This window comes from Alteromonas marina (genome assembly GCF_000808575.1).
In the GTDB taxonomy this organism is placed as follows: domain Bacteria; phylum Pseudomonadota; class Gammaproteobacteria; order Enterobacterales; family Alteromonadaceae; genus Alteromonas; species Alteromonas marina_A.
This window is the reverse complement of sequence record NZ_JWLW01000014.1, coordinates 1-23705: the sequence shown is the minus strand read 5'-3', so window position 1 is coordinate 23705 and position 23705 is coordinate 1. Positions and strand designations below refer to the sequence as shown.

The 23705-nt window shown below is 45.3% G+C and carries 16 protein-coding genes and 1 pseudogene; 13 read left to right on the top strand and 4 right to left on the bottom strand.

Translation table 11 applies throughout. The annotated features are described in order from the left end of the window. Positions 1 to 119: 119 nt before the first annotated feature. The 3 genes and pseudogenes from RJ41_RS08810 (at position 120) to RJ41_RS08800 (ending at position 3632) form a co-directional block, all read left to right on the top strand. On the top strand, positions 120 to 548 hold the full coding sequence (locus tag RJ41_RS08810; protein WP_014997452.1) for an organic hydroperoxide resistance protein: 429 nt from the start codon (positions 120 to 122) through the stop codon (positions 546 to 548). Between the two features lie 274 nt (positions 549 to 822). Further along, on the top strand, positions 823 to 2754 hold the full coding sequence (locus RJ41_RS08805; RefSeq protein WP_039219494.1) for a M1 family metallopeptidase: 1932 nt from the start codon (positions 823 to 825) through the stop codon (positions 2752 to 2754). 341 nt (positions 2755 to 3095) lie between these two features. Continuing rightward, positions 3096 to 3632: pseudogene (locus RJ41_RS08800) on the top strand (redoxin domain-containing protein). A gap of 112 nt (positions 3633 to 3744) precedes the next feature. On the opposite strand, the gene RJ41_RS08795 reads toward RJ41_RS08800, so the two are convergent. Beyond that, positions 3745 to 4347 (bottom strand): YigZ family protein, encoded by a 603-nt coding sequence (locus RJ41_RS08795; protein WP_039219493.1) that lies wholly within the window; start codon positions 4345 to 4347, stop codon positions 3745 to 3747. Between the two features lie 558 nt (positions 4348 to 4905). On the opposite strand from RJ41_RS08795, the gene RJ41_RS08785 reads away from it, so the two are divergent. The 4 genes from RJ41_RS08785 to sstT all read left to right on the top strand — a co-directional run bounded on the left by RJ41_RS08785 (position 4906) and on the right by sstT (position 13087). After that, a complete protein-coding gene (locus RJ41_RS08785; RefSeq protein ID WP_039219490.1) occupies positions 4906 to 6198 on the top strand; it encodes a TMEM143 family protein in 1293 nt (430 codons plus the stop codon). Positions 6199 to 6458: 260 nt separating this feature from the next. Beyond that, positions 6459 to 7997: an exonuclease subunit SbcD gene (sbcD, locus tag RJ41_RS08780; protein WP_039219740.1), complete on the top strand. Its 1539-nt coding sequence runs from the start codon at positions 6459 to 6461 to the stop codon at positions 7995 to 7997. A 4-nt stretch (positions 7998 to 8001) separates the two neighbouring features. Next, positions 8002 to 11739 (top strand): AAA family ATPase, encoded by a 3738-nt coding sequence (locus RJ41_RS08775; RefSeq protein WP_039219489.1) that lies wholly within the window; start codon positions 8002 to 8004, stop codon positions 11737 to 11739. Between the two features lie 127 nt (positions 11740 to 11866). Next, positions 11867 to 13087 carry a serine/threonine transporter SstT gene (gene sstT / locus RJ41_RS08770; RefSeq protein ID WP_039219487.1) on the top strand — a complete coding sequence of 407 codons (1221 nt, stop codon included), beginning with the start codon at positions 11867 to 11869 and terminating at the stop codon, positions 13085 to 13087. A 34-nt stretch (positions 13088 to 13121) separates the two neighbouring features. Here sstT and hutG read toward each other — a convergent pair whose 3' ends face one another. Further along, the gene (gene hutG / locus RJ41_RS08765) at positions 13122 to 14090 is read right to left on the bottom strand and encodes a formimidoylglutamase (protein ID WP_039219486.1); all 969 of its coding nucleotides are present in this window, start codon (positions 14088 to 14090) and stop codon (positions 13122 to 13124) included. Then, positions 14083 to 15342, bottom strand: a complete 1260-nt coding sequence (hutI, locus tag RJ41_RS08760; RefSeq protein WP_039219738.1) for an imidazolonepropionase — start codon at positions 15340 to 15342, stop codon at positions 14083 to 14085. The genes hutG and hutI overlap by 8 nt, the downstream gene beginning before the upstream one ends. 192 nt (positions 15343 to 15534) lie before the next feature. Between hutI and hutC the strand changes: the two genes are divergently transcribed. The 4 genes from hutC to RJ41_RS08740 all read left to right on the top strand — a co-directional run bounded on the left by hutC (position 15535) and on the right by RJ41_RS08740 (position 20315). Continuing rightward, positions 15535 to 16257, top strand: a complete 723-nt coding sequence (gene hutC / locus RJ41_RS08755; RefSeq protein WP_039219485.1) for a histidine utilization repressor — start codon at positions 15535 to 15537, stop codon at positions 16255 to 16257. Positions 16258 to 16363: 106 nt separating this feature from the next. Beyond that, a complete protein-coding gene (gene hutU / locus RJ41_RS08750; protein WP_039219484.1) occupies positions 16364 to 18118 on the top strand; it encodes a urocanate hydratase in 1755 nt (584 codons plus the stop codon). Between the two features lie 2 nt (positions 18119 to 18120). Then, the gene (gene hutH / locus RJ41_RS08745) at positions 18121 to 19704 is read left to right on the top strand and encodes a histidine ammonia-lyase (RefSeq protein ID WP_084081818.1); all 1584 of its coding nucleotides are present in this window, start codon (positions 18121 to 18123) and stop codon (positions 19702 to 19704) included. Positions 19705 to 19772: 68 nt separating this feature from the next. Then, positions 19773 to 20315 (top strand): CreA family protein, encoded by a 543-nt coding sequence (locus RJ41_RS08740; RefSeq protein WP_039219481.1) that lies wholly within the window; start codon positions 19773 to 19775, stop codon positions 20313 to 20315. A gap of 110 nt (positions 20316 to 20425) precedes the next feature. On the opposite strand, the gene RJ41_RS08735 is transcribed toward RJ41_RS08740, so the two are convergent. Beyond that, complete coding sequence (locus tag RJ41_RS08735) at positions 20426 to 21193, bottom strand: MipA/OmpV family protein (protein ID WP_039219478.1); 768 nt, start codon at positions 21191 to 21193, stop codon at positions 20426 to 20428. A 361-nt stretch (positions 21194 to 21554) separates the two neighbouring features. Between RJ41_RS08735 and RJ41_RS08730 the strand changes: the two genes are divergently transcribed. Next, positions 21555 to 22451 carry a hypothetical protein gene (locus RJ41_RS08730; RefSeq protein WP_039219477.1) on the top strand — a complete coding sequence of 299 codons (897 nt, stop codon included), beginning with the start codon at positions 21555 to 21557 and terminating at the stop codon, positions 22449 to 22451. 383 nt (positions 22452 to 22834) lie between these two features. Beyond that, positions 22835 to 23614 (top strand): hypothetical protein, encoded by a 780-nt coding sequence (locus RJ41_RS08725; protein WP_039219476.1) that lies wholly within the window; start codon positions 22835 to 22837, stop codon positions 23612 to 23614. The last annotated feature ends 91 nt before the right edge of the window (positions 23615 to 23705 follow it).

Sequence of the window (23705 nt, the reverse complement as noted above, 5' to 3'; positions counted from 1 at the left end):
TACCGCTTTAAATTAATACAATATTTTGCATACAAAATACTTGATCTGCAAGTTGGTTCGGTGTTAATTTGATTTGCATGCAAAGTATTTGTTTAGACAAACCTATGAGGAGAGCAACTATGCATAAGCTTCAACAAGTCGTTTATACCGGAAGTGCAACAGCAACAGGCGGTCGTGAAGGTACTGCGAAGTCGAGCGATGGCAAGCTAAGCGTGAAACTGTCAACACCTAAAGAGCTAGGTGGCGCTGGTGGAGAAGGCACAAACCCTGAACAAATGTTCGCGGCGGGCTATTCTGCGTGTTTTATTGGTGCACTTAAGCATGTGGCTGCGTCACAAAAGATTAAGCTGGCCGACGATATCAGTGTAACGGGCGACGTAGCTATTGGCCCCATTGAGCAAGGCTTTGCTATTGCGGTAAAACTGACAGTAGATTTAGGCGACATGGATAAGGCGCAAGCGCAAAGCTTGGTGGATACTGCCCATCAAGTATGCCCGTATTCAAACGCGACTCGCGGTAACATAGAAGTAGACATTGCCTTAGCTTAACGGTACGGCAGTAAGTTCATCAAATACGCCCGCCACAGCGGGCGTATTTATTTGTGCATAGCACTCCTATCTTTTGAAAACATAGCGCCAGTTTTCACGGTTAGGCTCACATTTATTTGATATTGAAGTGGCGCATCAAATTTCGCCGTGCTGTTTTGGAAGTATAATGTTTTGGATTATAGCGCGGGTAAAAGGCAGCTCTTCGAATTAGAGTCGCCAGTCATATAACGGCTTGGTACACTAAAACAGTATCAATCATCCTTTAGGAAGTTATATGAAAAAATACGGATTACTGGCTACATTCGTATGCGCGCCCGTGTTGTTCGCGTGCAGTGATAACACCAGTTTAAGTTCACCAAATACAGAAAACGAGCAAGCCGTTGCGTCTACTTCGGACTCTAGTGCAGATGCGGCTAAGCACACCGATGCAGGTATTGCTTCTGGTGTAGATTACCACTCATTTGCTAACCCTAATGAAATTCGGGTTACGCACCTAAGCTTAGATTTAACCGCAAACTTTGAGTCGAAGCAGCTCGTTGGTGAAGTAACCCTCGATGTTGAGCGTACGAAGCCTGAAAACAATACGCTAGTATTGGACACGCGAGCGTTAGAGATTCAGCGTGTTAGCGTAGAGGGAGAAAGCGTTCCCTTTGAAATGGGAGAGACTGACCCTGATTTAGGCACGCCTCTTACGATTACTCTACCAAGTGCGGCAAACTCAGTAACGGTAGCGTATTCAACTTCACCCGAAGCCTCTGGCGTACAATGGTTAACGCCAGCGCAAACGGCAGGTAAGAAGCACCCATTCCTGTTTACACAGGCGCAAGCAGTTCACGCACGAAGCTTTATTCCGCTTCAAGACTCGCCACAAGTGCGCGTAACCTATGACGCAACCATAAAAACACCTGAATCGTTATTAGCGGTAATGAGTGCGTCTAACGACCCAACCACCGAGCGCGATGGCGAATATGAGTTCAATATGCCACAGCCTATTCCTTCTTACCTTATTGCGTTAGCCATAGGTGATTTGGAGTTTAAAGCTATGGGTGAGCGTACTGGTGTGTATGCTGAGCCTGCGTTACTTGAAAGTGCGGCGAAAGAATTCGAAGATACCGAGGCAATGTTAGAGGTAACGGAAGAAACCTATGGACCTTACCAGTGGGATCGTTACGACCTGCTAATTCTACCGCCTTCATTCCCGTTCGGCGGTATGGAAAACCCTCGCTTGTCGTTTATAACACCTACAGTTATCGCCGGAGATAAAAGCTTGGTGTCTCTGATTGCTCATGAACTTGCACACAGCTGGTCTGGCAACACAGTTACTAACGCTACATGGCGCGATCTGTGGTTAAACGAAGGCTTTACGACCTATTTAACCTACCGAATTATGGAAATGATCTACGGCCATGATCGTTTCAAAAAAGAAGCAGTACTAGGTTATCAAGACCTGGAAAACGATGTTGCAGCCTTAGAAGAGAATGATGAGATCCTGGCTATCGACCTTCGTGGTCGTAATCCAGATGATGTTTTCTCAAATATTCCTTACGAAAAAGGTGCACTGTTCTTACGTGAAATTGAACACAAGATTGGCCGCGAAAACTTTGATGCGTTCTTAATGCAATACTTTAAGGACTTTGCTTTCAAGAGCATTACTACCGACACATTTATTGCTTACTTAGATGACACGTTATTAAAGCAATACCCTGACCAGCTGGACGCGAATCGCATTCACACATGGATTTTTGAGCCAGGCATTCCTGAAGGCGCACCACACCCAGAGTCAGATGCCTTTACCAAAATCGATGATACGCGAAGCGCTTGGCTTTCTGGCGATGTGAAAGCGGCGGATATTGAAACCGCGCAGTGGACTGTACACGAGTGGTTGTATTTCCTTAACAACATGCCTGAATCACTAAGCGAAGCACAGCTGGCTGAACTAGATTCTGCGTTTTCGCTCACTTCGACTAAAAACAATGAGATTGCTCATAGCTGGTTGATGATCGCGGTACAGAATAACTATCAGCCTGCTTATGATCGTTTGTATAGCTACTTGGTGTCGATAGGGCGTAACAAGCTAGTTAAACCTCTTTACCGCGAGCTTTCAAAAACGCCTGAAGGCAAGGCATTTGCTAAGCGTGCGTTTGAAGAAGCGAAGCCGGGGTATCATCCACTTACGGTGAAAGCTAATGAAGGCTTTGTGAACTAAGAGGTTATCTGACTCACCTGAGTGGGTCGTGATAAACAGACTTTCGTTTAGCAGATAGCGACAGCAAAGGTTAATTATTAACTGCTGCCGATTTTGCAAACGTAGTTAAATAGAAAAGCAGCTCGTCCGAGCTGCTTTTTTGTGCCCGTGTGTATCATCAAAATAAGAAGTGGGTTGAAACAACGAAAAGCTGAACATTTGTTCAAAGAAAAGATCTGAACATTGGGTACAACGTATTAAGCCTTACTTTGATGTGTATAAGTATATTGCGGTTCATGGCGGAATATCGCGCGATATCGCTTGTATGTTGAAGGATTAAACCCCTCTTTTAAGGAGCTTTTATGTATACACAAAAAATGCATCCAGCAACTACGTTTCCCGACGTTTCAGTTACTCTGTCTACCGATGAATCTGTGTCACTGACTAATAAAGGTGAGGGATGTGACTGGAAGATGGTGGTTGTTTATCGCGGTAAACACTGCCCGATATGCACAAAATTTCTGAATAAATTGGAAGACTACAAAGGTCGCCTTCGCGAGGTAAATATTGATGTGGTTGCCGTAAGTGGCGACAGCAAAGCACAACTTGATGAGCATTTAGAAGAGCTGTCAATTACTTACCCTATTGCCTATGGGCTTTCTTAAGAAGATATGGCGAAGCTTGGGCTATATATTTCAACACCTCGCTCAGAAAAAGAAACCGACCATAATTTCGCTGAACCTGCGTTGTTTGTATTAAATGAGAAAAATGAAATTCATATTGCGGAAATTGCTAACGCACCTTTCGTGCGCCCAGATTTAGAGCAACTTGTTTCCGGCTTAGAGTTTATCCGTAACCCAGATAACAACTACCCTATTAGAGGTACTTACAAAGGGTAAGTATGGGCAGCTCATGGTTACAAGGTAAGGCTCTGGTGATTACTAGAGCCGACTGCTTAGATGTTTAAGTCCCATCCCCTGAATACCTCGTAAATCACGTTTTCGCAGGCACTTACTCGTTCTCTTCTGATACCGAAAATGCAATAGGTGCCATTTGCTTTTTAAAGTCTTCTAATGCATCTAGCGGCAATTCGACGTCTATTTTGACGCTGCTTCCGTAATCACAGTTCGCGATATTGCCCTGTGCTTGTTCCACCAGATGACGAACGAACTGTTCGTGTTTGAAATCTATGTCTACACGTAGCGGTTCCAGTTTAATCTCTTGCCTGATTTCAAGGGCGTCAATGGCCTGCTGAGCGGCAGCAGAGTAAGCTCTTACTAGGCCTCCTGCACCTAATTTAATGCCGCCAAAATACCGCGTAACGATAATCATAATGTCACCGATATCTTTGTGCTGAAGTACATTTAAGATGGGTTTCCCGGCAGTACCGCTGGGCTCGCCGTCATCCGCCATTGCCGCGCTGCTTGGCGAACTGGGGTTTCCAAAAACATAGGCCCAGCAGTGATGGCGTGCGTCGGGATACTGTTGTTTAACACTATCTAACAGCGCCATTGCGCTTTCGCGAGAATTCGCAAAGCCAGCACATGCAATGAATTTGCTTTTCTTAATTTCGTACAGGGTTTCAACCTGTTTAGCTGGGACGGGATAAGTCATCAGCGCATTGTAAGCGAAGTTAATTTTTTATTTAAGCTTAATCAGCTAGGTTTTATTGGTAAATGAAGGGACATGCTAACTTGGAAATCTCAAGAAGTAGTGTTATGGACGATATTAATAAATGGGGAGTTTCACAACCAGAGTAGAGCGTCGGCGTTAGATAAAAGGGTAGTGAAAAAAAATGACCTGATGGTTTCGGCGTTTGTCTACCAGTGTGGTGGAGGCGGGGAACAGTATATCGCTGCATGTCAGCACCTAACAGCTGCATATTGTTAATGTCGTTAATACCGCAAAGAGTTAAAGAGCGCTCTGAAAAAGTGAACCTTAGTAATTATGCATTTATAACTTTCAGCAATGCCAAACGAGTTAATCTGCAAAGAGCAGGCTATTGATTCTCAACAGCTCTTTATACTTGTTATCCAGCGCAAGGCTTTTTGACGTAAGTCGCACTTGCGGCTTATCCATTTGGCTTAATTCCGCTTAGAACTGTTGTGTTTTTCTCACACTAAGGTAACTATTCACATCGAACAAGAAGTAATAATACTCATAAGACCATCTATGCCTCTAGAACGATTTATTCCTTTTCGCAAACGCGACGTCATTACCCTGTGTGAAAATTTACTCGCTCATGAGTCAGAAAGCTTCCGTACTTTCTCAACCTTGTTAGTGAGCCGTATTCACTACAAGTATCATGAACAATTGGAAGCATTGAAAAATAGCTACAGTCATTTCGACCCAAATAAAGATACACGTGAATTACAGCCTGCGGATGAAAGGGTGCGTAAGCAGAGCCAAAGAACGTTTGCCAAGGGGTTTGCTAGCCTCTTAAACGCAGCTAATTTTGAAAAAGTTACAGACGACGATTTAGATGCAGCATTAAACGAAGAGTCGCTTTTTAAAGTGCGCCTAGCGGTAAGCTTTGATGACTTTGAAAATGTGGTGTTTTATCGACGGGGCGAGTCTGTAAAAACAGAAACCATACGTACTTTTTTCGGGTTGCGAAAAAAGCAGGTGTCGTTTACCAATTACGACAAAGTCGCTGTTTATATCACTTTTAAAGATGAAGCCTACTTCAAAGAGCAAGGGCAAAAGCCTGTCACTTTTAAACCTGGTTCTACGATAGTAAAGCTTTTTCAAAACGTACCTAAAGCAGACTTGGAAATGCTGTTTCCTAACAGTGAAGTTAAAATGCGCCCGCTAGATAAGTTGATTATCAGTGCATCGGCTGCAATAGGTGGCACCGTGGTGCTAGTGACTAAGTTAGGCGCGTCGTTACTTCTCATGGCGTCTTTTCTGGCCTTTTGGCTTGGCTTTAAAAGCGAAGAAGTGGAATTGACCAAGCAAAGCCTAATTACTTTTGGTATCGGCATGGGGGTATTCGGCAGCTTTATCTTTAAGGAATGGACAAAGTTTAAAAACAGAAAAATTAGGTTTATGAAAGCCTTGTCTGACAATTTGTACTTTAAAAATTTAGACAACAACGCAGGCGTATTTCATACGTTAATTGATGCAGCAGAGGAAGAGGACTGCAAAGAAGCTTTGTTGGCTTATACATTTTTGCTTAAATGTAGTGAAACCTTTTCTGAATGCTCCGCCGCCTTTGGCGCATCACGTTCAGAAAAGGAGATTGCTGCGGGCGGGATGACATTAGCAACTCTCGATAGTGTGATAGAGAGTTACTTTTCAGAAGAGCTTGATTGTGCTCTCGACTTTGATGTTGCTGACGCTATTACTAAGCTGGTGGACATGGAACTAGTTGAACAAGACGGCGATGTTTTTGTAGCGCGGGCGCTTAACGAAGCAGTGAAAACACTCGATGATTACTGGGATAACATTTATCAGCCTGTTTAATTTACGCTTACATCGCCGTTATTGAGAGCAAGCTAGCATATTCCACAATACGCGCTTTATGACATCAGTTTTCTCGACGAGCAGTACGCAGAAATAACTTTTTCAGACAAGCAATCACGCTATCAAACCGTTGTCATAAAAGCACAAAATCTCTATAGTTGCCTTAAGGTGAGTAGAACTATGTACACACCTTGGCAACAGCCGCATTGCACTGAATGCGCACCTCTATCTCCAATGCAACAAGCCTGGTTCACTTCTACATGAAAATATTGCATACATCTGACTGGCACTTAGGTCAGAGTTTTTTTACGAAAAGCCGCAAAAACGAACATGCCGCCTTCCTCAAATGGCTTCTTCAACAAGTAGAAGCGCATCAAATAGATGCGATTATTGTCGCGGGTGATGTGTTCGACACGGGCACGCCGCCTAGCTACGCCAGAGAGCTCTACCATGCGTTTATTGGTGAGCTACAGGGGATGCAGTGCACATTGGTGGTGCTGGGGGGAAATCACGATTCAGTGTCGGTATTGAACGAAAGTAAGGCGCTACTGAAATACTTAAATAGCCACGTAATTGCCAGTACATACGGCGAATTGAGTGAACAAGTCATTACGCTTAACGATCGCAAGGGGCAGCCCGGTGCCGTACTGTGTGCAGTACCCTTTATTCGCCCACGTGATGTGCTTGTCAGTGAGGCAGGGCAAAGCGCCACTGACAAGCGCCAAGCGCTGGGCGATGCGATAAAGCAGCACTACGGGGCGCTTTATAATGAAGCCAAGGCACTGCGCGCCTCAATTGAAGAAAAACAAGGAGAGGAGGGCAGTGAAAACAGCGCTGCCATTCCTATTATTGCTACCGGGCACTTGACCGCTTTAGGCGTGAGTCAGTCAGAAAGTGTACGCGATATCTACATTGGCACCCTTGAAGGCTTTGACGCTAAGGGTTTTCCGCCCGCCGATTACATTGCACTTGGGCATATTCACAGGCCACAGAAAGTCGCTAAAACAGAGCACATTCGCTATTCAGGCTCACCCATACCGCTCAGCTTTGACGAACTAAACACGCAAAAGCAAGTGGTGTTGGTAACGTTTGAACCTGAAAGCACAACGCCAACTATTTCAACGCTTCCGGTACCGCGCTTTCAGGCCATGGAAGTAATAAATGGCGATTTAAAGGCGATTGAGGCGGCCATTAATAAAAGCGACGCCATCGCGTTAGCTTCTCAAACAGATGATGCCGTTAGCGATGCGGATAAACCCCTTAGCGAGGTTAATAAACCCCTTAGCGAAATGAATAAAGCCGTTAGCGGAACGGATAACGCCATTAGCTCTAAAGACCCAGTGTGGTTATGCATTGAAGTTGAAACAGAAGACTATCTGACTGATCTACAGCAGCGTATTCAGGGCTTGTTAGAAGGGAAAAACGCTGAGATTTTACAGTTGAAACGCAAGCGCACAGTAAATAGCTTAACGGAAAAGCAAAACGTCCAGCTTAGCGAACTATCGGTAAACGATGTATTTGAAGCACGTTTGGCACTGGAGAGCATAGAAGATAATCCAACAAGTGAGTCGGCACAGAGCGGGTCGGTACCAACTGAGTCGGCACAAGCAACCCTGCTAGATGATGACCAAAGCGCTGGAGCGACAAAAGAAGCCGGTTCAGAGAAAAACGCTCCACGCATAAACCGGATAAGGCAGCTGTTCAATGAAGCAGTAGAGCAAGTGCACAGCAACGATGAAGATGCTGAAGTACCAGTAGAGACCTCATTGGCAAACACAACAGAAAATAAAGGCGAGTAATACAATGAGAATATTGACCTTACGCCTTAAAAATCTAAACGCCTTAAAAGGGGAGTGGAAGATAGATTTCACCCAGTCGCCGTTTATCGACAATGGCCTGTTTGCTATCACGGGTCCAACGGGGGCGGGTAAAACCACGCTACTTGATGCCATTTGTTTAGCGCTTTATCACCAAACCCCTCGCTTGGGGCCAATTTCAACGTCTAACAACGACATCATGACCCGCGGCACGGCGGAGTGTTTGGCGGAGGTTGAGTTTGATATTAAGGGGAAAGCATACCGTGCGTTTTGGAGTATGCGTCGGGCCAGAGGGAAAGTTGACGGTAACCTGCAAAGTGCCGATGTTGAGCTGGCCGAAGTTGAAAGCGGCAAGGTATTGGCTACCCAAGTTAGGCCGAAAAGCGAAGAGATTGAAAAGCTGACTGGTCTTAACTTTGCCCGTTTCACCAAGTCTATGATGTTGTCGCAAGGGGATTTTGCTGCGTTTTTAAATGCTAACGAGGCCGACCGAGCCGAGCTGCTTGAAGAGTTAACTGGCACCGAAATTTACGGGCAGATATCACAGGCAGTACATCAGCAATTTAGTGACGCTAAACAAAAGAAAAAAGAGTTTGCGATAAAGCTAGAAGGCGTAACCTTGCTTAGCGACGAGCAAATCGCCCAGCTTGAAGAAGAGCAAGCACAAACCAAGAGCCAAGTCGCAACGTCTAACCAAACACTTGTTCAGTTACAAAAGCAACAGCAGTGGCAACAAGCGTTTAACGCCAATGAGCTCTCCATTAAAGAAGCCAGTGAAGCGCAGCAGAGCGCGAATAACGCCATAAATGAGGCGAAACAACAACTTGATCTTCTCGCCCAAAGTGAGCCAGCTGAAAAGCTTCGCCTGCCATTTTTGCAAAGAAACGGGCTTCAGCAAGACGTAACCCGTTATAAAGAAAGGCTTGAAGAGAAAGCAGCCCAGTTGCCAGACTTAAAAACGCAAAATGCACAGCTCAGTTTGGAAGTGACCAACGCTGAACAAGCGCTAGCGCTTACAAAGCAACAAAGCAGTGAGCTTGAAAAGCGCATCAATGAGCAGGTAGTTCCGTTAGATAACCAAATAGCGCAGCTCACTAGTGAACAGCAAAAAGAAAACGAAAACGCGGCACGTTTAAGGCAGTCAATAAACGCGTTAACGCTAAAGCGCACAGAAATCGAAAACGCTTCGGCAGATAACAAAACAAAGCTTGGTGAACTGGAAACTTACTTAAGTGAACATCACTCACTTAGCGGCATGGCAGAATTTATAAGTGGCTGGAGTGAAACGGCGCGCCATATTGAACATGATCAGAAGCAATTAGAAACACTGACACAAAGCGTAAAGAATGATCGTCAGGCGCTTTCATCCCTAGATGAAGCTATTGCAAAAACAAATGAGTCGTTAAGCGCGTTGACGCAGACCTTCGATGACAAAAACGCGCAAGTTGCCAAGTGCGAAAAGGCACTTCAGGCCGCGCTATCTGACAAACTAAGTGATACTAATAGTGCTAATGCAACCAGCAAAGCAAGCCTTCAGCAAGAGCGTGATACCAAGCTCCATCATTGGGATAACGTGTTACAGATAGGGCATATTCAACAGCAATATTTGGCACTAGAGCAAGACAGAGTATCGCTGAGTGCACAGAAAGAGGACTTAGCGAAGCAACTAGCACAGCAGCAATCTGACCGCCAAGCCTTGGTTGATGCTTACAGACAAACCCGCAGTAATTTAAAAGACATAGAAGCGCTTATCGCCCTGGATGCTGAAGTGGCGCACCTGCGCGCGCAGTTAAAAAGTGGCGAGCCATGCCCTGTCTGTGGGGCAAACGAGCACACCACGTCTAGCGTGGTTATTGATGTACCTGAAACTATCCAAAAGCGAGATAGCTTAAAGCAGCAGTTAGATGATATTGAGCAGCAAGGGGCGCGAGCAAAAGAAAGCGTTACACAAACTGAATTCACTCTTGCTCAGGTTAATAAGCAGCTAGAACAGGCAAGCGGGCAACGAGATACGCTACTAGAAAAGTGGCAGCAGATTTCAAGCGTACTTAGCGCTGATATACCGAGCTTTGAAAAGGTCGACATTAATACTTCGCAAAGCGTCGCTCAATTTACCCAGCAGTTTAAAACTCGTCTTGATGATATTAGTGCTCAATTAACCCGTTTAGAAGAGTGCGAGCAAGCTCTAAATGCTGCACAACAGGCTAAAAATGAAGCGCAACAGTTGCTACAAGCCAAGCAGTCAGAACTTGCTGTTTCGTTGCAGCAGCGCGAAACCTTGGAAAAGCAATTCACCGAACGTAATTCAGAGTTAGAGAGTAAAACAAAAAGGGTTAACGACGGTATTTTAGCGCTTAGCGAAACTATGACGGCGCACGGTGCTGACATTCACAACCTGTCTATTGATGGAATTACCACGTGGTTAAATGAAAAAGCCGAAGCGCTAAAAACTTATAAACACAATCATCAGCTACACGCCAAACTTAAAGATGAGTTGCAAGAGGTAAGTAGCACCTTGCTTGTGGTCAGTCGTGATATCGAGAGCGCCGAAAATCAGCTTAAGGGCGTATGCGAAGAGCTTGTGCAGCTAGATAATAGTTTAAAGGCGCTGCGAGACTCGCGCACAACCGTATTTCCTGAGGGGGATATTGCTGAAATAAGGAATAAGGCAAGCGCTGCCCAAGAACACGCTGAGCGAAATGTAAATGAATGCAAATCTCGCCTGCAACAAACGGACACTATTTTGTCTCGTTTAGAAGCAGAAATTGCCCAGCTTAATGAGCAAATGCGCGAAAAAGAACTGGCACTTACAGAGGCAACAGAGCACTTTAGCCGTCAGTTGGCGAGCAGCCCTTTTGACGATGAGCAAGCGTTTAGCAATGCGCTTTTAGACGAAGATACCCGCAACACTTTGCTTGAACTGCAAAAGCGATTAACTCAGCAAAAACAACAAGCGGACTTAAAGCTAGAAAACGCGCTAGCTACCCAACAATCGCTAAAAGCCCATGCTAATGCAGCGCAGTGGCAGAGCGAGTTAGAAGAGCACGGTGCACAGTGGCTCGATACGAAAATTACCCAGCAAGCTCAGCAGCGTGACACCCTGTTATCGTCTTTAGGGCAAATTGAACAGCAGCTAAGCGCTAACAATCAAGCCCGAGAAAGGCAGCAGCAGCTTGTTGATGAGATGGCCGCGTTTGAGGCCTATTACGATGATATTACCTACCTGCACTCGTTAATTGGTTCGGCCAGTGGCGACAAATTCAGACGTTTTGCCCAAGGACTTACTTTGGACAACTTAGTGCAGCTTGCAAATCAGCAGCTTAATAAATTACACGGTCGCTACCAGCTAATTCGAAAAGAAAACGAAGGGTTGGGTTTAAGTGTATTAGACACCTGGCAAGGTGACGTAGTGCGAGACACCAAAACCCTGTCTGGCGGAGAAAGTTTCTTAGTGAGCCTTGCACTGGCATTAGCTCTATCTGACTTGGTCAGTCACAAGACCAGTATTGATTCGCTGTTTTTAGATGAAGGCTTTGGCACCCTTGATGCTGAAACTTTAGATGTGGCCCTTGATGCACTGGATAACCTAAATGCCAGTGGAAAAATGATTGGTGTGATAAGCCATATTGAAGCCATGAAAGAGCGTATTCCTACTCAGCTTAAAGTGATTAAACGCAACGGTGTGGGGTTGAGTGCACTAGAAAAACCTTATGCGGTGGGGTGAACTCACCGCGTAAACCCTTATAAACGGCAAGCATACGGTTATTTGCGAGTAACTAAGACTAAACAGGTTCATTTGTGTAACGTTATCCTTTATGGTGCGTCGTCAAAATAATAATGGATCAACATTTATGGATTCAACGTCACGCCCCAGCCTGTTTCAGCGCTACATGAATGGCAGTTTGGTACTGCAAATTATCATTGGTATCGTATGCGGTATTGCTATAGCGAGTTTTTCACCTTCAACTGCTCAATCAGCAGGGCTATTGGGTAACTTATTTGTAAAAGCCCTAAAAGCAATTGCTCCTTTATTGGTTTTTGTTTTGGTCATGGCGTCCATCGCCAACCATAAGCAAAACGAGCAAACCTTCATCAAACCCGTGCTTGTGCTTTATTTGTTGGGCACACTTCTGGCTGCGCTCACCGCCGTGTTGGCAAGCTTTGCTTTTCCTACAAGCTTAAGCTTAGTGACTTCAGAAGTTAGCCAAGCTGCGCCGAAAGGTGTGTCGGAAGTCCTTACCGCTTTGCTTTATAACATGGTAGATAATCCGGTAAATGCATTAGTAAATGGAAATTACATTGGTATTCTCACGTGGGCTGTAGGTCTAGGTTTAGGTCTACGTCATGCTAGCGAGGCAACAAAAGCGCTACTTCAAAATATGGCAGATAGCGTAACAACCGTGGTGGGTTTTGTTATTAAACTCGCGCCCTTCGGTATTTTCGGCTTGGTAGCTAATACCATTGCTACAACGGGCTTTGAAGCATTGCTTGGATACTCTCATTTATTAACGGTACTGATTGGCGCAATGCTATTTATCGCACTTGTGACCAACCCTTTATTAGTATTCTTGGCAACCAAAAAGAACCCCTATCCTTTGGTGTTCAAATGCCTGAAAGAAAGCGGTATTACGGCGTTTTTCACCCGTAGTTCGGCGGCGAATATTCCGGTAAACATGGCGCTGTGTAAACGCTTAAAGCTTGATGAAGACACCTATTCGGTATCTATTCCGTTAGGCGCCACGATTAATATGGCTGGGGCTGCAATCACAATAACCGTGTTGACGCTAGCTGCGGTTAATACCTTGGGAATTTCTGTAGATTTCCCTACTGCTGTATTGTTAAGCGTTATCGCTGCGGTATCAGCATGTGGAAGTTCAGGTGTTGCAGGTGGTTCGCTGCTGCTTATTCCGCTTGCCTGTAGCCTGTTTAATATACCCAATGAAGTGGCTATGCAGGTGGTTGCGGTGGGCTTTATTGTCGGCGTACTGCAAGACTCTGCTGAAACAGCATTAAATAGCTCCACCGATGTCTTGTTTACCGCCGCTGCATGTGAAAGGGCAGGCGGCCAGTAAACATAAAAGCGTCAAACGTTAAAGCGTTAACTCGTTAAGTGTGCGAGCTTATTGCATCTACTGCTTCAAAAATTAGCCGTGCAGCCAGCTTTGCGGTGCGGCTATCAATGTCATAATTGGGGTTCATTTCCGCAACGTCACACAGTCTCCATTGATACCCATAAGTACTTTGGTGCTGTGCTAAAAAGTGCAGTGTGTTGATAACAAGTGTGGGAGAAATTCCCAATGCACTGGGCGCGCTAACGCCAGGTGCTTGTGCTGCTGGAAATGCATCTAAACATACAGTGACGTAAAGCTCATCGATGTCTTTTAGCATCGGAGATAGTAGCTCATCTATTCGCTGCATACACAGTGATTCATCATTTAACGCCACATCGGTTAAATAGCGCGTGTTGGACGTATTGGCAAAGTTAAACAGCGCTGGTGTATTGGCTGCTTTCGATACGCCCAAACAAGCGTAATGAAACGGTGTATCGTGTAGCTGGCAGTGATCATACACTTGCCTGAACGGCGTACCTGAACTGGTGTTTGGTGAAGGCTTTCTTAAATCAAAATGGGCATCAAAATTAATAACACCAATGCGGGCGCTTTCGGGCTTAGCATTGAAAAGCCCTTGATAGCTACCCCATGCAATTTCATGTCCCCCTCCCAGCCCAATGACCAATCTATCATTTTGCTTGAGCGCATAGCAAATGGCGTCAGCATATTGGGTTTGTGCCTGGGCTAAGTTCTCTTTAGCGGTAACATTCCCTAAATCAGCCAATGCTGCGCTTGGCCAGTGCCAGGGTAAGTTTGCCAGTGCCTGGCGAATAGCGTTTGGACCAGCCGCTGCACCTACGCGGCCTTTGTTAAATGCCACACCTAAATCACTTTCAAAACCAACAAGGGTAACGGCGTTGGCCAATGAATTATCTTCGCCCACTTCAAGTTCGTTAACTTTTTGATGCCAACGTAGGCCCTCTATGCCGTCTTCACTGTCTATTCTGCCTTGCCACTTAAACATGTTTACCTTCCTTAAACACCGCAACGGGGCGGTGGCCATTAATACAATAAGCGAGCTCTGCCGGCGTTTCGATATCCCACAGCGTTAAGTCAGCAAGCTTGCCTGCTTCAATAACACCTCGGTCGTGCAGCCCGAGTGCGCTAGCCGCGTGAGCAGTAGCGCCGCGTAGCGCTTCTTCTGGCGTAAGTTGAAACAGCACACAACCCATATTTATCGCGGTAAGGATTGAAGCTAACGGCGAACTACCTGGATTAAAGTCAGTCGCTAAGGCCATGGGCACATTGTGCGCCCTTAGGGCGTCTACCGGCGGCTTTTGAACTTCACTTAGGTAATAAAAAGCGCCTGGTAAAAGCACGGCAACGGTGCCACTTTGGGCAAGTAAGGGAATATCGCTGTCAGCTAAATATTCAATGTGATCTACCGATAGTGCGCCATACTTAGCTGCTAGCACTGCACCTTTGCTGTCGCTAAGCTGTTCTACATGAGCTTTAATGGGTAAACCGTGCTGCTGTGCGCAGCTAAACACTCGTTCTGTTTGTGAAGTTGAAAAACCGATAGTTTCACAAAATACATCAACGGCGTCAGCCAAGTTTTGAGAAGCAATATGAGGAAGTGCTTTGTCGCAAATAAAATCGATATATCCTTCTGAGTCGTCAGCAAATTCATTGGGCAGGGCGTGAGCGCCTAAATAGGTAGTTTTAATACTCACAGGAAGATGCTGCTCAAGGGATTTAGCCACGCGTAACATGCGCACTTCAGTGTCTAAATCCAGCCCGTAACCTGATTTGACTTCAATGGTGGTAACACCTTCTTTGCACAGTCGCTTTGCGCGTTTTATCGCAGTGTGAAGCAGGGTGTGTTCGTCAGAGCGTCGAGTTTTTTCAACCGTCCCTTTAATGCCACCGCCGCGCTGCGCAATGTCTACATAACTTGCGCCCTGCAATCGCATTTCAAATTCTTCGGCGCGGTTGCCGCCGTACACTAGATGCGTATGACAATCGATGAAGCCAGGCAATAACCACGGGTGTTTGGGCGTTGAACCTTCATTTTGGGGAATTAGGGTAGTGGCATCTATTACGCTTTTGGCCTGCTCAAACACGTCGTCTAGTGAGTCATCGCAAGGAAGTAACGCAGCAATTTTGCCGTCTTTTATGGCAATGGCGTGTGGCGGTAATTCACCATAAGGCAACGCGTTGTCTTGCATAGACGCAATGCGAACATTGTAAATAAGCGTGTCGTACTGATAACCCATAACGTGCTCCACTCTAAGCCACCTCTTGTCTGGTTTTTTCGTCTAACTGGTCGTCTAGTTCTTCGTCTGGCTTTGTCCAAAATCTTTACTGAAACGCAGTGTAAATTTTGAGTTCAGTGTACTTGTGCATACTTGTATATACAAGTATGCTGTTAGCATATTATTAACAATTTAGTTGTGAATGGCCACGATATGCAACCTCGGTACAGAGTAATTAAGACAGCAATTTTGGATGCCATCGAAAGTGGTGAGATGAAGCCGGGTAGCCAAGTGCCTTCAGAAAACCAACTTGCCCAGCAGCACCGTGTAAGCCGAATGACTGCTAGAAGAGCGTTAAGTGAAATGGTGGACGAGGGCATTTTAATGCGCAGCCAGGGGATAGGCACGTTTGTGTCAGATAGTCGCCCTATGAGCTCAATGCTTGAGATCAAAAGCATTCGCGATGAAATAGAGCAGCGGGGGCATAGGTACACTAACGAGATATTAGTGTTGGAAACCTCGCCAGCCAGTGATGCTATTGCTCAACGACTGGGTATCGATGTGGGAGAGCCAGTATTTCATAGCATTATCGTACACTGCGAGAACAATCTACCCGTGCAGTATGAAGACAGGTGGGTTAACCCAGCGTGGATTAACGACTATTTAGATAAAGATTTTAAAGCTCAAACTGCAAACTTTTATTTGAATCAGGTCGCGCCCCTTTCACAAGCCGACCATAGCGTAGAAGCTGTGATTGTTGAAAAAGATATTGCACAAGCACTATTGATTAAGCCTAAAGAGCCGTGCCTGAAGATTACTCGACGAACATTTTCTCGTGGGGCGGGGAAAGCAACTGGCACAAGTGCTGTGGTTAGCCACGCTGTGCTTTTCCACCCTGGCAGTAGATACCGACTGGGAGGACACTTGGAGTTTTAAGTGTAAACGCGCCTAGGACGCTAACTCTCAAGGCGCTTTTTTAAAGATACTACTTCTTATAACAACAATATTTCAGCAAAAGAAAAAAGATGCCTAGGAGAAGTTTATGAAACGCCTCGACCCTACAAGAGAAATTCGTGCCCCAAGAGGCAGTACGCTAAATGCCAAGAGCTGGCAAACTGAAGCGCCGCTTCGCATGTTAATGAATAACCTAGATCCAGACGTTGCTGAGCATCCGCAAAATCTGGTGGTTTACGGCGGTATTGGGCGCGCGGCCCGTGACTGGGCGTCTTACGACAAAATTGTCGAAGTACTCAAGCGTTTAAATACTGATGAGACGCTGCTAGTTCAATCAGGCAAACCTGTTGGGGTATTTCCCACTCACGAAAATGCCCCTCGTGTGTTAATTGCTAACTCTAATCTCGTACCCCATTGGGCTAATTGGGAGCACTTTAACGCTCTGGATAAAGAAGGTTTGATGATGTACGGGCAAATGACCGCAGGGTCATGGATATACATAGGCTCGCAAGGCATTGTGCAAGGCACGTATGAAACCTTTGTTAGCGTGGCCAAAACGCATTTTGAAGGAAGCGCTAAAGGACGCTGGATTTTAACAGGGGGCTTAGGCGGAATGGGTGGGGCACAGCCTTTAGCTGCAACCATGGCTGGCTTTTCAATGGTAGCTGTGGAAGTTGATGAAACCCGCATAGACTTCAGAATTCGAACGGGCTATCTGGACAAAAAAGCGCATTCGCTAGAAGAAGCTATGGTCTTGTTAGATAAGGCCAAGCAAGTCGGTAAACCAGTTTCAATAGGCTTGCTCGGCAATGCTGCTGAGGTATTTCCCGATATGTTAGAAAAAGGGATTATTCCTGATGTGGTAACCGATCAAACCAGCGCTCACGACCCGCTTAATGGCTATTTGCCTGTAGGTTGGACACTGGATCAAGCCGAAGCGCAACGCAAGAAAGATGAAGCGTGTGTCGTTAAAAAAGCAAAACAGTCGATGGCGCTGCAAGTTAAAGCCATGCTGGGTTTTCAAAAAGCCGGCGCGGCAACGCTCGACTATGGCAACAACATTAGGCAGATGGCGCTGGAGGAAGGCATTGAGCATGCTTTTGATTTTCCAGGGTTTGTCCCCGCTTATATTCGACCGTTGTTCTGTCAGGGCATTGGCCCCTTTAGATGGGCTGCTTTATCTGGTGATCCAGAAGATATTTATAAAACTGACGCTAAAGTTAAAGAGCTCATACCCGATAATCCGCATCTACATAACTGGCTAGATATGGCTAAAGAACGTATTCAGTTTCAGGGCCTGCCCGCGCGTATTTGCTGGGTTGGACTAGGTGAAAGACAGAAGTTGGGGCTTGCCTTCAATGAAATGGTGCGCAGCGGAGAATTAAGCGCACCTGTAGTGATCGGTCGAGACCATCTAGACTCTGGATCGGTCGCTTCCCCAAATAGAGAAACCGAGGCCATGCTTGATGGTTCAGATGCGGTTTCGGACTGGCCATTACTGAACGCGTTATTAAACACTGCGGGTGGCGCAACCTGGGTGAGCCTTCATCATGGTGGTGGTGTAGGAATGGGCTTCAGCCAGCATTCGGGCGTGGTAATTGTTTGTGACGGCACGGACGAAGCGGCTGAGCGAATTGCTAGGGTACTGCATAACGACCCTGCAACAGGCGTAATGCGTCATGCAGATGCAGGCTACGACATTGCAAAAGACTGTGCCGCCAAGCACGACCTTGACCTTCCTATGGTAAATTCTGTGGCTAATAGTCAAGGGGTTGGCAATGAGGGCTCAAATTATAGCTCACACCATGATAGCTCAAACCAAAACCTAGACGGGGAGGCGTAATCATGTCCCAGACGTCTTTTTTTGCTGAGCAAGATGGTATTAAAAAGCTAACGCTGGTTCCTGGCACATTGACGTTAGATCAGTTACGGGAAGTACATCGAAGCCACGTTCATTTATCGTTAGATGAAAGCGCAATATCCGCTATAAACGCTGCGGAGCAAGTAGTGCTTAACGTGATTAAAGAAAACCGTACTGTTTATGGTATCAATACCGGCTTTGGGTTATTGGCTAATACCCGTATTAATGTTGACGAGTTAGAGTTATTACAGCGCAGTATTGTGTTATCGCACGCGGCAGGCACGGGCGACTTTATGCAAGAAGACACCGTGCGCCTACTTATGCTGTTAAAAATAAACTCGCTAGCACGGGGTTTTTCGGGCATTCGGTTAAGCGTAATAAAAGCGCTGATTTCTTTGTTTAATGCTCAAGTTTACCCCGCCATTCCTGAAAAAGGCTCGGTAGGCGCCAGCGGCGACTTAGCGCCTTTAGCACACATGAGTGTGGTGCTGTTAGGAGAAGGGGAAGCTTTTTACAAAGGAGAACGTATAAGTGCGGCTAAAGCATTAGAAATAGCTGGCATGGAGCCAATTGCGCTGGCACCCAAAGAAGGCTTAGCATTGTTAAACGGCACGCAAGCCTCGACAGCGTTTGCACTTCAGGGGCTATTTTATACTGAAAATGCGCTTCACAGTGCTATCGGTATTGGCGCGCTTACGGTTGAAGCTGCGTTAGGTTCTCGCGTGCCCTTCGACGCGCGCATTCATGAGGTGCGTGGCCACAAAAGCCAGAGCGATGTAGCCTCGGCTTTCAGAGCATTGCTAGATACTTCAGAGATTGGCAACTCACATCAACGGTGTGAAAAAGTACAAGACCCGTACTCTCTGCGTTGTCAGCCACAGGTAATGGGAGCGTGTTTACAGCAAATGCGCTACGCCCAAGAGATTTTGGTGGTTGAAGCTAATGGGGTAAGCGACAACCCGTTGGTTTTTGTTGAAAATAATGATGACGCTGATACGCCAACTGGTGATATTTTATCTGGCGGAAATTTCCATGCCGAAACGGTGGCGATGGCCTCAGACATGTTGGCTATTGCACTATCTGAAATTGGCGCACTGTCAGAGCGCAGAATGTCGCTAATGATTGATACTCACTTAAGCGGTTTACCGCCATTTCTAGTTGAAAACGGTGGGGTAAACTCGGGGTTTATGATCGCACAGGTTACTTGTGCGGCGCTTGCTAGTGAAAATAAAACCCTTGCGCACCCTGCTTCTATTGACTCTTTGCCAACGTCTGCAAACCAAGAAGACCATGTTTCCATGGCTACCTTCGCTGCCAGGCGCTTAAGAGATATTTTCGATAACGTGGCAAGTATATTGGCCATTGAGTGGTTAGCGGCCTGCCAAGGTTTAGATTTTAGAAAGCCGCTTGCAACAAGCAAAAAGCTGCAGGTACTGATGCAGCTATTAAGAGAGCAAGTGCCGTTTTACGATAAAGACCGCTATTTTGCGCCAGATATTGAAAAGGCAAAGCAACTTATTAAGCAGCACGACCTTATGGATAAGACACAGTTAAACCTGTTAGGCTAAAATGATCACTGGCTCGGTATTTCGAGTAAACAATTACAGATCATAAATAGAGTAGAGGTGGGAATGATATGAAAACAAATGGACGTTGGTTAAGTTCAAATGAGGCTCGTACTTCTATGAAAGGCACTTTCAAGAGCGGCACTTTTGTGAAAAGCACTGTGCTGGGGTTACTCGCCGCGTCGGTGTTTACGTTGGCAGGCTGTAGCGACAGCGAAGTGGGCGATGTGTCTCTTGGTCTTTTCACCACAAAAGACATTAAAATTGATGCGCTTCAAGACCCCATAGTGACAGGTGTAACCTGCCATATTTCAAGTATTGAAGCGAACCTTGATTTGTCGGACCCGTCAGACAGCTCAATCGCGTGCAGGCAAACCGGCCCCATCACTGCCGAGATGCTTGACGCTATCGATAAGTCAGATTCTGGTGAAGTGATTTTTAAAAAATCAAAGAGCGTGTTTTTTAAGAACATGAAGCTTCGACGAATTTATGATGCTGAATCAAAAACGCTGATTTATTTGTCTTACAGCACCAAAGAGACATCTGGCAGCTATAAACATAGTTTGTCTACGGTACCACTGTGGGAAACGCTAGCGTTTAAAAAGCCCGCGTAGCGAAACGCATCAACTCAATATCAAAAAGCCCTCTTACATGAGGGCTTTTTGATGCTAGCACCTTGTATTTAATCTATCCACCGGTTGTAGGGTAGGCTATTAGCAATAGTCTAGAAAAAGCGTGTATAAACCAGCATGGCACTCAGAGCTGTATCATCGTCTGTCAGCGGGCTATCGCTAATGCTATCGTCAAAGAATGTGGCGCCAATCTCTAAGCGGGTCATGCCACCCAAAAATTGGCGGGTGGAAATAGCAACGCGAACCTCTGTGTTAAGTGCGCTATCGCCGACATATACGTTTCGAAATGCATTAGCTTCTTCAGGTCGTACACCGTAATAATAGTCGACATAGTTGCTGTCTTGGTAGTTAACGCCTACCGATGGCTCTATCATGAAGTTATTTACTCTAAACTGTTTGCCTATTCGAGCAGATGCCTGGTAGCCATCGAACTTACCAAGAATATCCGCGTTGGTTGACAATGAATACACCCAGCTTCCCGTATTATAGTTGAGCCCAACGCCAGCAGCGTAACTAAAGTCTCTGTCTTCCATACCAGTAAACACTGCGCTGTCATCTTCTTCGTAACCTGCAAATACCGGCACAAGCTGGGCATCAAGGGTGAAGCCCTTTTCTCTAAAGAGTTCGTAGCCTATGAATGGCCCGTAAACCCGAAGCTTTTCACCGGTGTAGCCAACGATAGGAATAGGCACAATGCGGTTATCAAAGTCGGTATACACATCTTGGGATGCGGCGACACCAAAACCCCACATCCAGCCTTGGGGCTGTTGTGACCCTGTTGGTTGTTGTGCAGTGACGGTGGAAGAGAATGCGAGTAATGTTGACAGGCTAGCTGCGCCTAAACACTTTAGTAGAGTCATCAATAAATTTCCTTTTTTTCACAATACAGCCAAAGCTTCCGGTTCGATCAATATTGAGGGTGCTTTCTACGTTTAACTACTCATATGTGTAGAGTGATATGAATGCGATTTACGCAATGGAAATTTTCCTCACCTTAACTCAGTATGAGGAATGTTTATTACAGTGAGATTTAACGCAAAATTGAGAGTTGAATAGTAAGTGATACTGCAGCTCTCACATAAATTGAGCGTGATATAAGTTCGCCACGACCACTTGTAGAGAGAGGAAGTAAGGTTGTATTACCTTAAGCGCCATTTTATGCAAAACCAGAATAGTATTAACTTAGTATTAAGCTTGGTGGTTTTTAAATAAGGAAGTGATATGAAATTCGTGACAAAGCTTAGTGCGCTGGTCGCCGTATCAATGCTTGCGGCAGGATGTGTAACGCAAAAAGGTATGGACTCAAGTGAAAGTATGCCTACCGAATCGACTGTCGAAACAACCAATTCAGTCGCTAAAACAGACAGCGAAGCGTTGAAGCAAGGTGTTGATGCTTCAGGGCAAGAAAGCGAAAACACAGTCAAAACTGCTAACAAACCAACAGAATTACCCAAGCAGAAAGTAGGGATTTTCATTAATGCTAATGAGTTTCCCTCGCACACTCATATTGGTACCACCAAGTTTAATAACTTCACGAAAGAGTATGCATACGACTGGCAACTAGCCTCTACGTTTTTTACTAAGCTAAAGACAGCAATCGAACAATCAAATCGCTTTGAAGTGGTTGACGTAACGCCAAAAGTGAAAGGTGCGTGGCAGCTAGACTTCGTGGTGAAGCAGAATGACAATTGGTCTTTTAACGAAAACCAAAATGCCCTTAGAAAGTCGCTGCTAGCTGATGGTGTTTCAAGGATCATTGTCGTTCAAGAGACACCTACGGTAGCCATCACTGAATGCGGTACATATGGTTGCTCAGAACATGAGAGTAAAGGCGTCGGTTTATTTACGCGAAGTTTTTTAGGAACCGATCACTACGTCGCGTCTGCTAGCTATGATGTAAGCTTTGAGCGCTTAGATAAACCTGTAGATATCGCAGCGCAACCCGAATTTAGTGAATTACAAGATGACGCCAAGAAGAATGTGCGTATTGAAAAATTTCTACCACCTGAAAACTTCGATGAAGTCACAGAAAACGAGTTGGCGCCTATCAAAAAATCGATTATTAGTTACTTCGACCGTGTAGCTGAAACGGTGGCTAACTACTTGTCTAATCAGTAAACCTAACAAAATGTGAACCATGCACTTCATCAAGTGCCCGTTTTTTATGTTTTTCCAACAAACCTAAAAGGGGCGAAGATAACGACTTTTGTATTTCTGCCTATTTGAAATTGCCTGATGATGGCTCATTTCACCGATTGTCAAAAGGCGATATTTCAGCGTTTTTTTATGAAAGAGGCTTGTGGCTAGTTATCGGGCGATAGGTCGATAATTCTGGCTCGTGAAGTAATGAAAATGGAGTTATAAAACACATTGTCTTTGTAGAATACATGTGCGATTTTATTGAGACACCTAATCATACGTGAAGGTCTAGTGGACCTTAAGTGGAATAGAGTGAGCTACCTAGGGTTACAAATATAATAAAAAGATGCAAAGGAATAAAAATGAAATTGCCGTTTAAGTTGTTTTCAATAATCTTTATGGCCATTGTTGTGGCAGGGTGTGCGTCAACGTACGTGCCACCTACAACAGGTTACAAAGCCCCTGAAAAAAGTAAGATTGGAGTTTTGGTTGTCGCTAAAGAAAACCCTAGCCATACCCATGTTGGTACGACGATATTTAATAATTTCAGCAAAGAATATGAATACGATTGGCAGCTTAAAGAGAATATTTTCAAAATTTTTGAAGATAAAATTGAGAGCGGAACGACATACGATGTTGTAGACATATCAAACCTTGTTTCTGAAAGTGATACGCTTACCTTTGTTGATGTGGTGAATAAAGAATGGGTATTTAACGAAAAGAGCGCGAGCACACGAGAAAAGCTTATCGCTCAGGGCATAACAGCGGTTGTTATCATTAAAGAGACATCCACATTAGCAGCAATGGAGTGTGGCATGTATGGCTGCTCAGAACATTACAGCCAAGGTTATGGACTTTTTACTAGAAGCTTTTTGGGTCTAGATAACTACATGGCCTCAGCTAGCTTTGCCATTTCCATAGAAACCATTGATAAGCCAGTGGACATCACGCGATTAGGGCATGTAAAAGAAACTCAAACATACTTGGCGAAACACAAGCCATTAGAAGATTTTGCCGATCCCGCTGACTTTGAGAATATGACTGAAGAAGAGTTAGCCCCGGTGAAAGCTGCTCTAATCGAGTATTTCGAAAACCTAGCGGGTATGACTCGACAGTTTTTAGTAGGAAACGAAGAAGTTTAAGGTCAATAAAGTATTAACCTAAATGCGATAAAAAAGACGTAGTATTTAAGTAGAAAAAAGGGGCGTTGAACGCTAATGCCGATCAGTTAAG

Coding starts and splice junctions, on each gene's coding strand:
- hutU (WP_039219484.1), top strand. CDS start 16,364: ATGAAACGCCTCGACCCTACAAGAGAAATTCGTGCCCCAAGAGGCAGT.
- hutH (WP_084081818.1), top strand. CDS start 18,121: ATGTCCCAGACGTCTTTTTTTGCTGAGCAAGATGGTATTAAAAAGCTA.
- hutC (WP_039219485.1), top strand. CDS start 15,535: ATGCAACCTCGGTACAGAGTAATTAAGACAGCAATTTTGGATGCCATC.
- sbcD (WP_039219740.1), top strand. CDS start 6,459: ATGAAAATATTGCATACATCTGACTGGCACTTAGGTCAGAGTTTTTTT.
- hutG (WP_039219486.1), bottom strand. CDS start 14,090: ATGTTTAAGTGGCAAGGCAGAATAGACAGTGAAGACGGCATAGAGGGC.
- RJ41_RS08735 (WP_039219478.1), bottom strand. CDS start 21,193: ATGACTCTACTAAAGTGTTTAGGCGCAGCTAGCCTGTCAACATTACTC.
- RJ41_RS08805 (WP_039219494.1), top strand. CDS start 823: ATGAAAAAATACGGATTACTGGCTACATTCGTATGCGCGCCCGTGTTG.
- RJ41_RS08775 (WP_039219489.1), top strand. CDS start 8,002: ATGAGAATATTGACCTTACGCCTTAAAAATCTAAACGCCTTAAAAGGG.
- RJ41_RS08740 (WP_039219481.1), top strand. CDS start 19,773: ATGAAAACAAATGGACGTTGGTTAAGTTCAAATGAGGCTCGTACTTCT.
- RJ41_RS08810 (WP_014997452.1), top strand. CDS start 120: ATGCATAAGCTTCAACAAGTCGTTTATACCGGAAGTGCAACAGCAACA.
- RJ41_RS08730 (WP_039219477.1), top strand. CDS start 21,555: ATGAAATTCGTGACAAAGCTTAGTGCGCTGGTCGCCGTATCAATGCTT.
- RJ41_RS08785 (WP_039219490.1), top strand. CDS start 4,906: ATGCCTCTAGAACGATTTATTCCTTTTCGCAAACGCGACGTCATTACC.
- RJ41_RS08725 (WP_039219476.1), top strand. CDS start 22,835: ATGAAATTGCCGTTTAAGTTGTTTTCAATAATCTTTATGGCCATTGTT.
- sstT (WP_039219487.1), top strand. CDS start 11,867: ATGGATTCAACGTCACGCCCCAGCCTGTTTCAGCGCTACATGAATGGC.
- RJ41_RS08795 (WP_039219493.1), bottom strand. CDS start 4,347: ATGACTTATCCCGTCCCAGCTAAACAGGTTGAAACCCTGTACGAAATT.
- hutI (WP_039219738.1), bottom strand. CDS start 15,342: ATGGGTTATCAGTACGACACGCTTATTTACAATGTTCGCATTGCGTCT.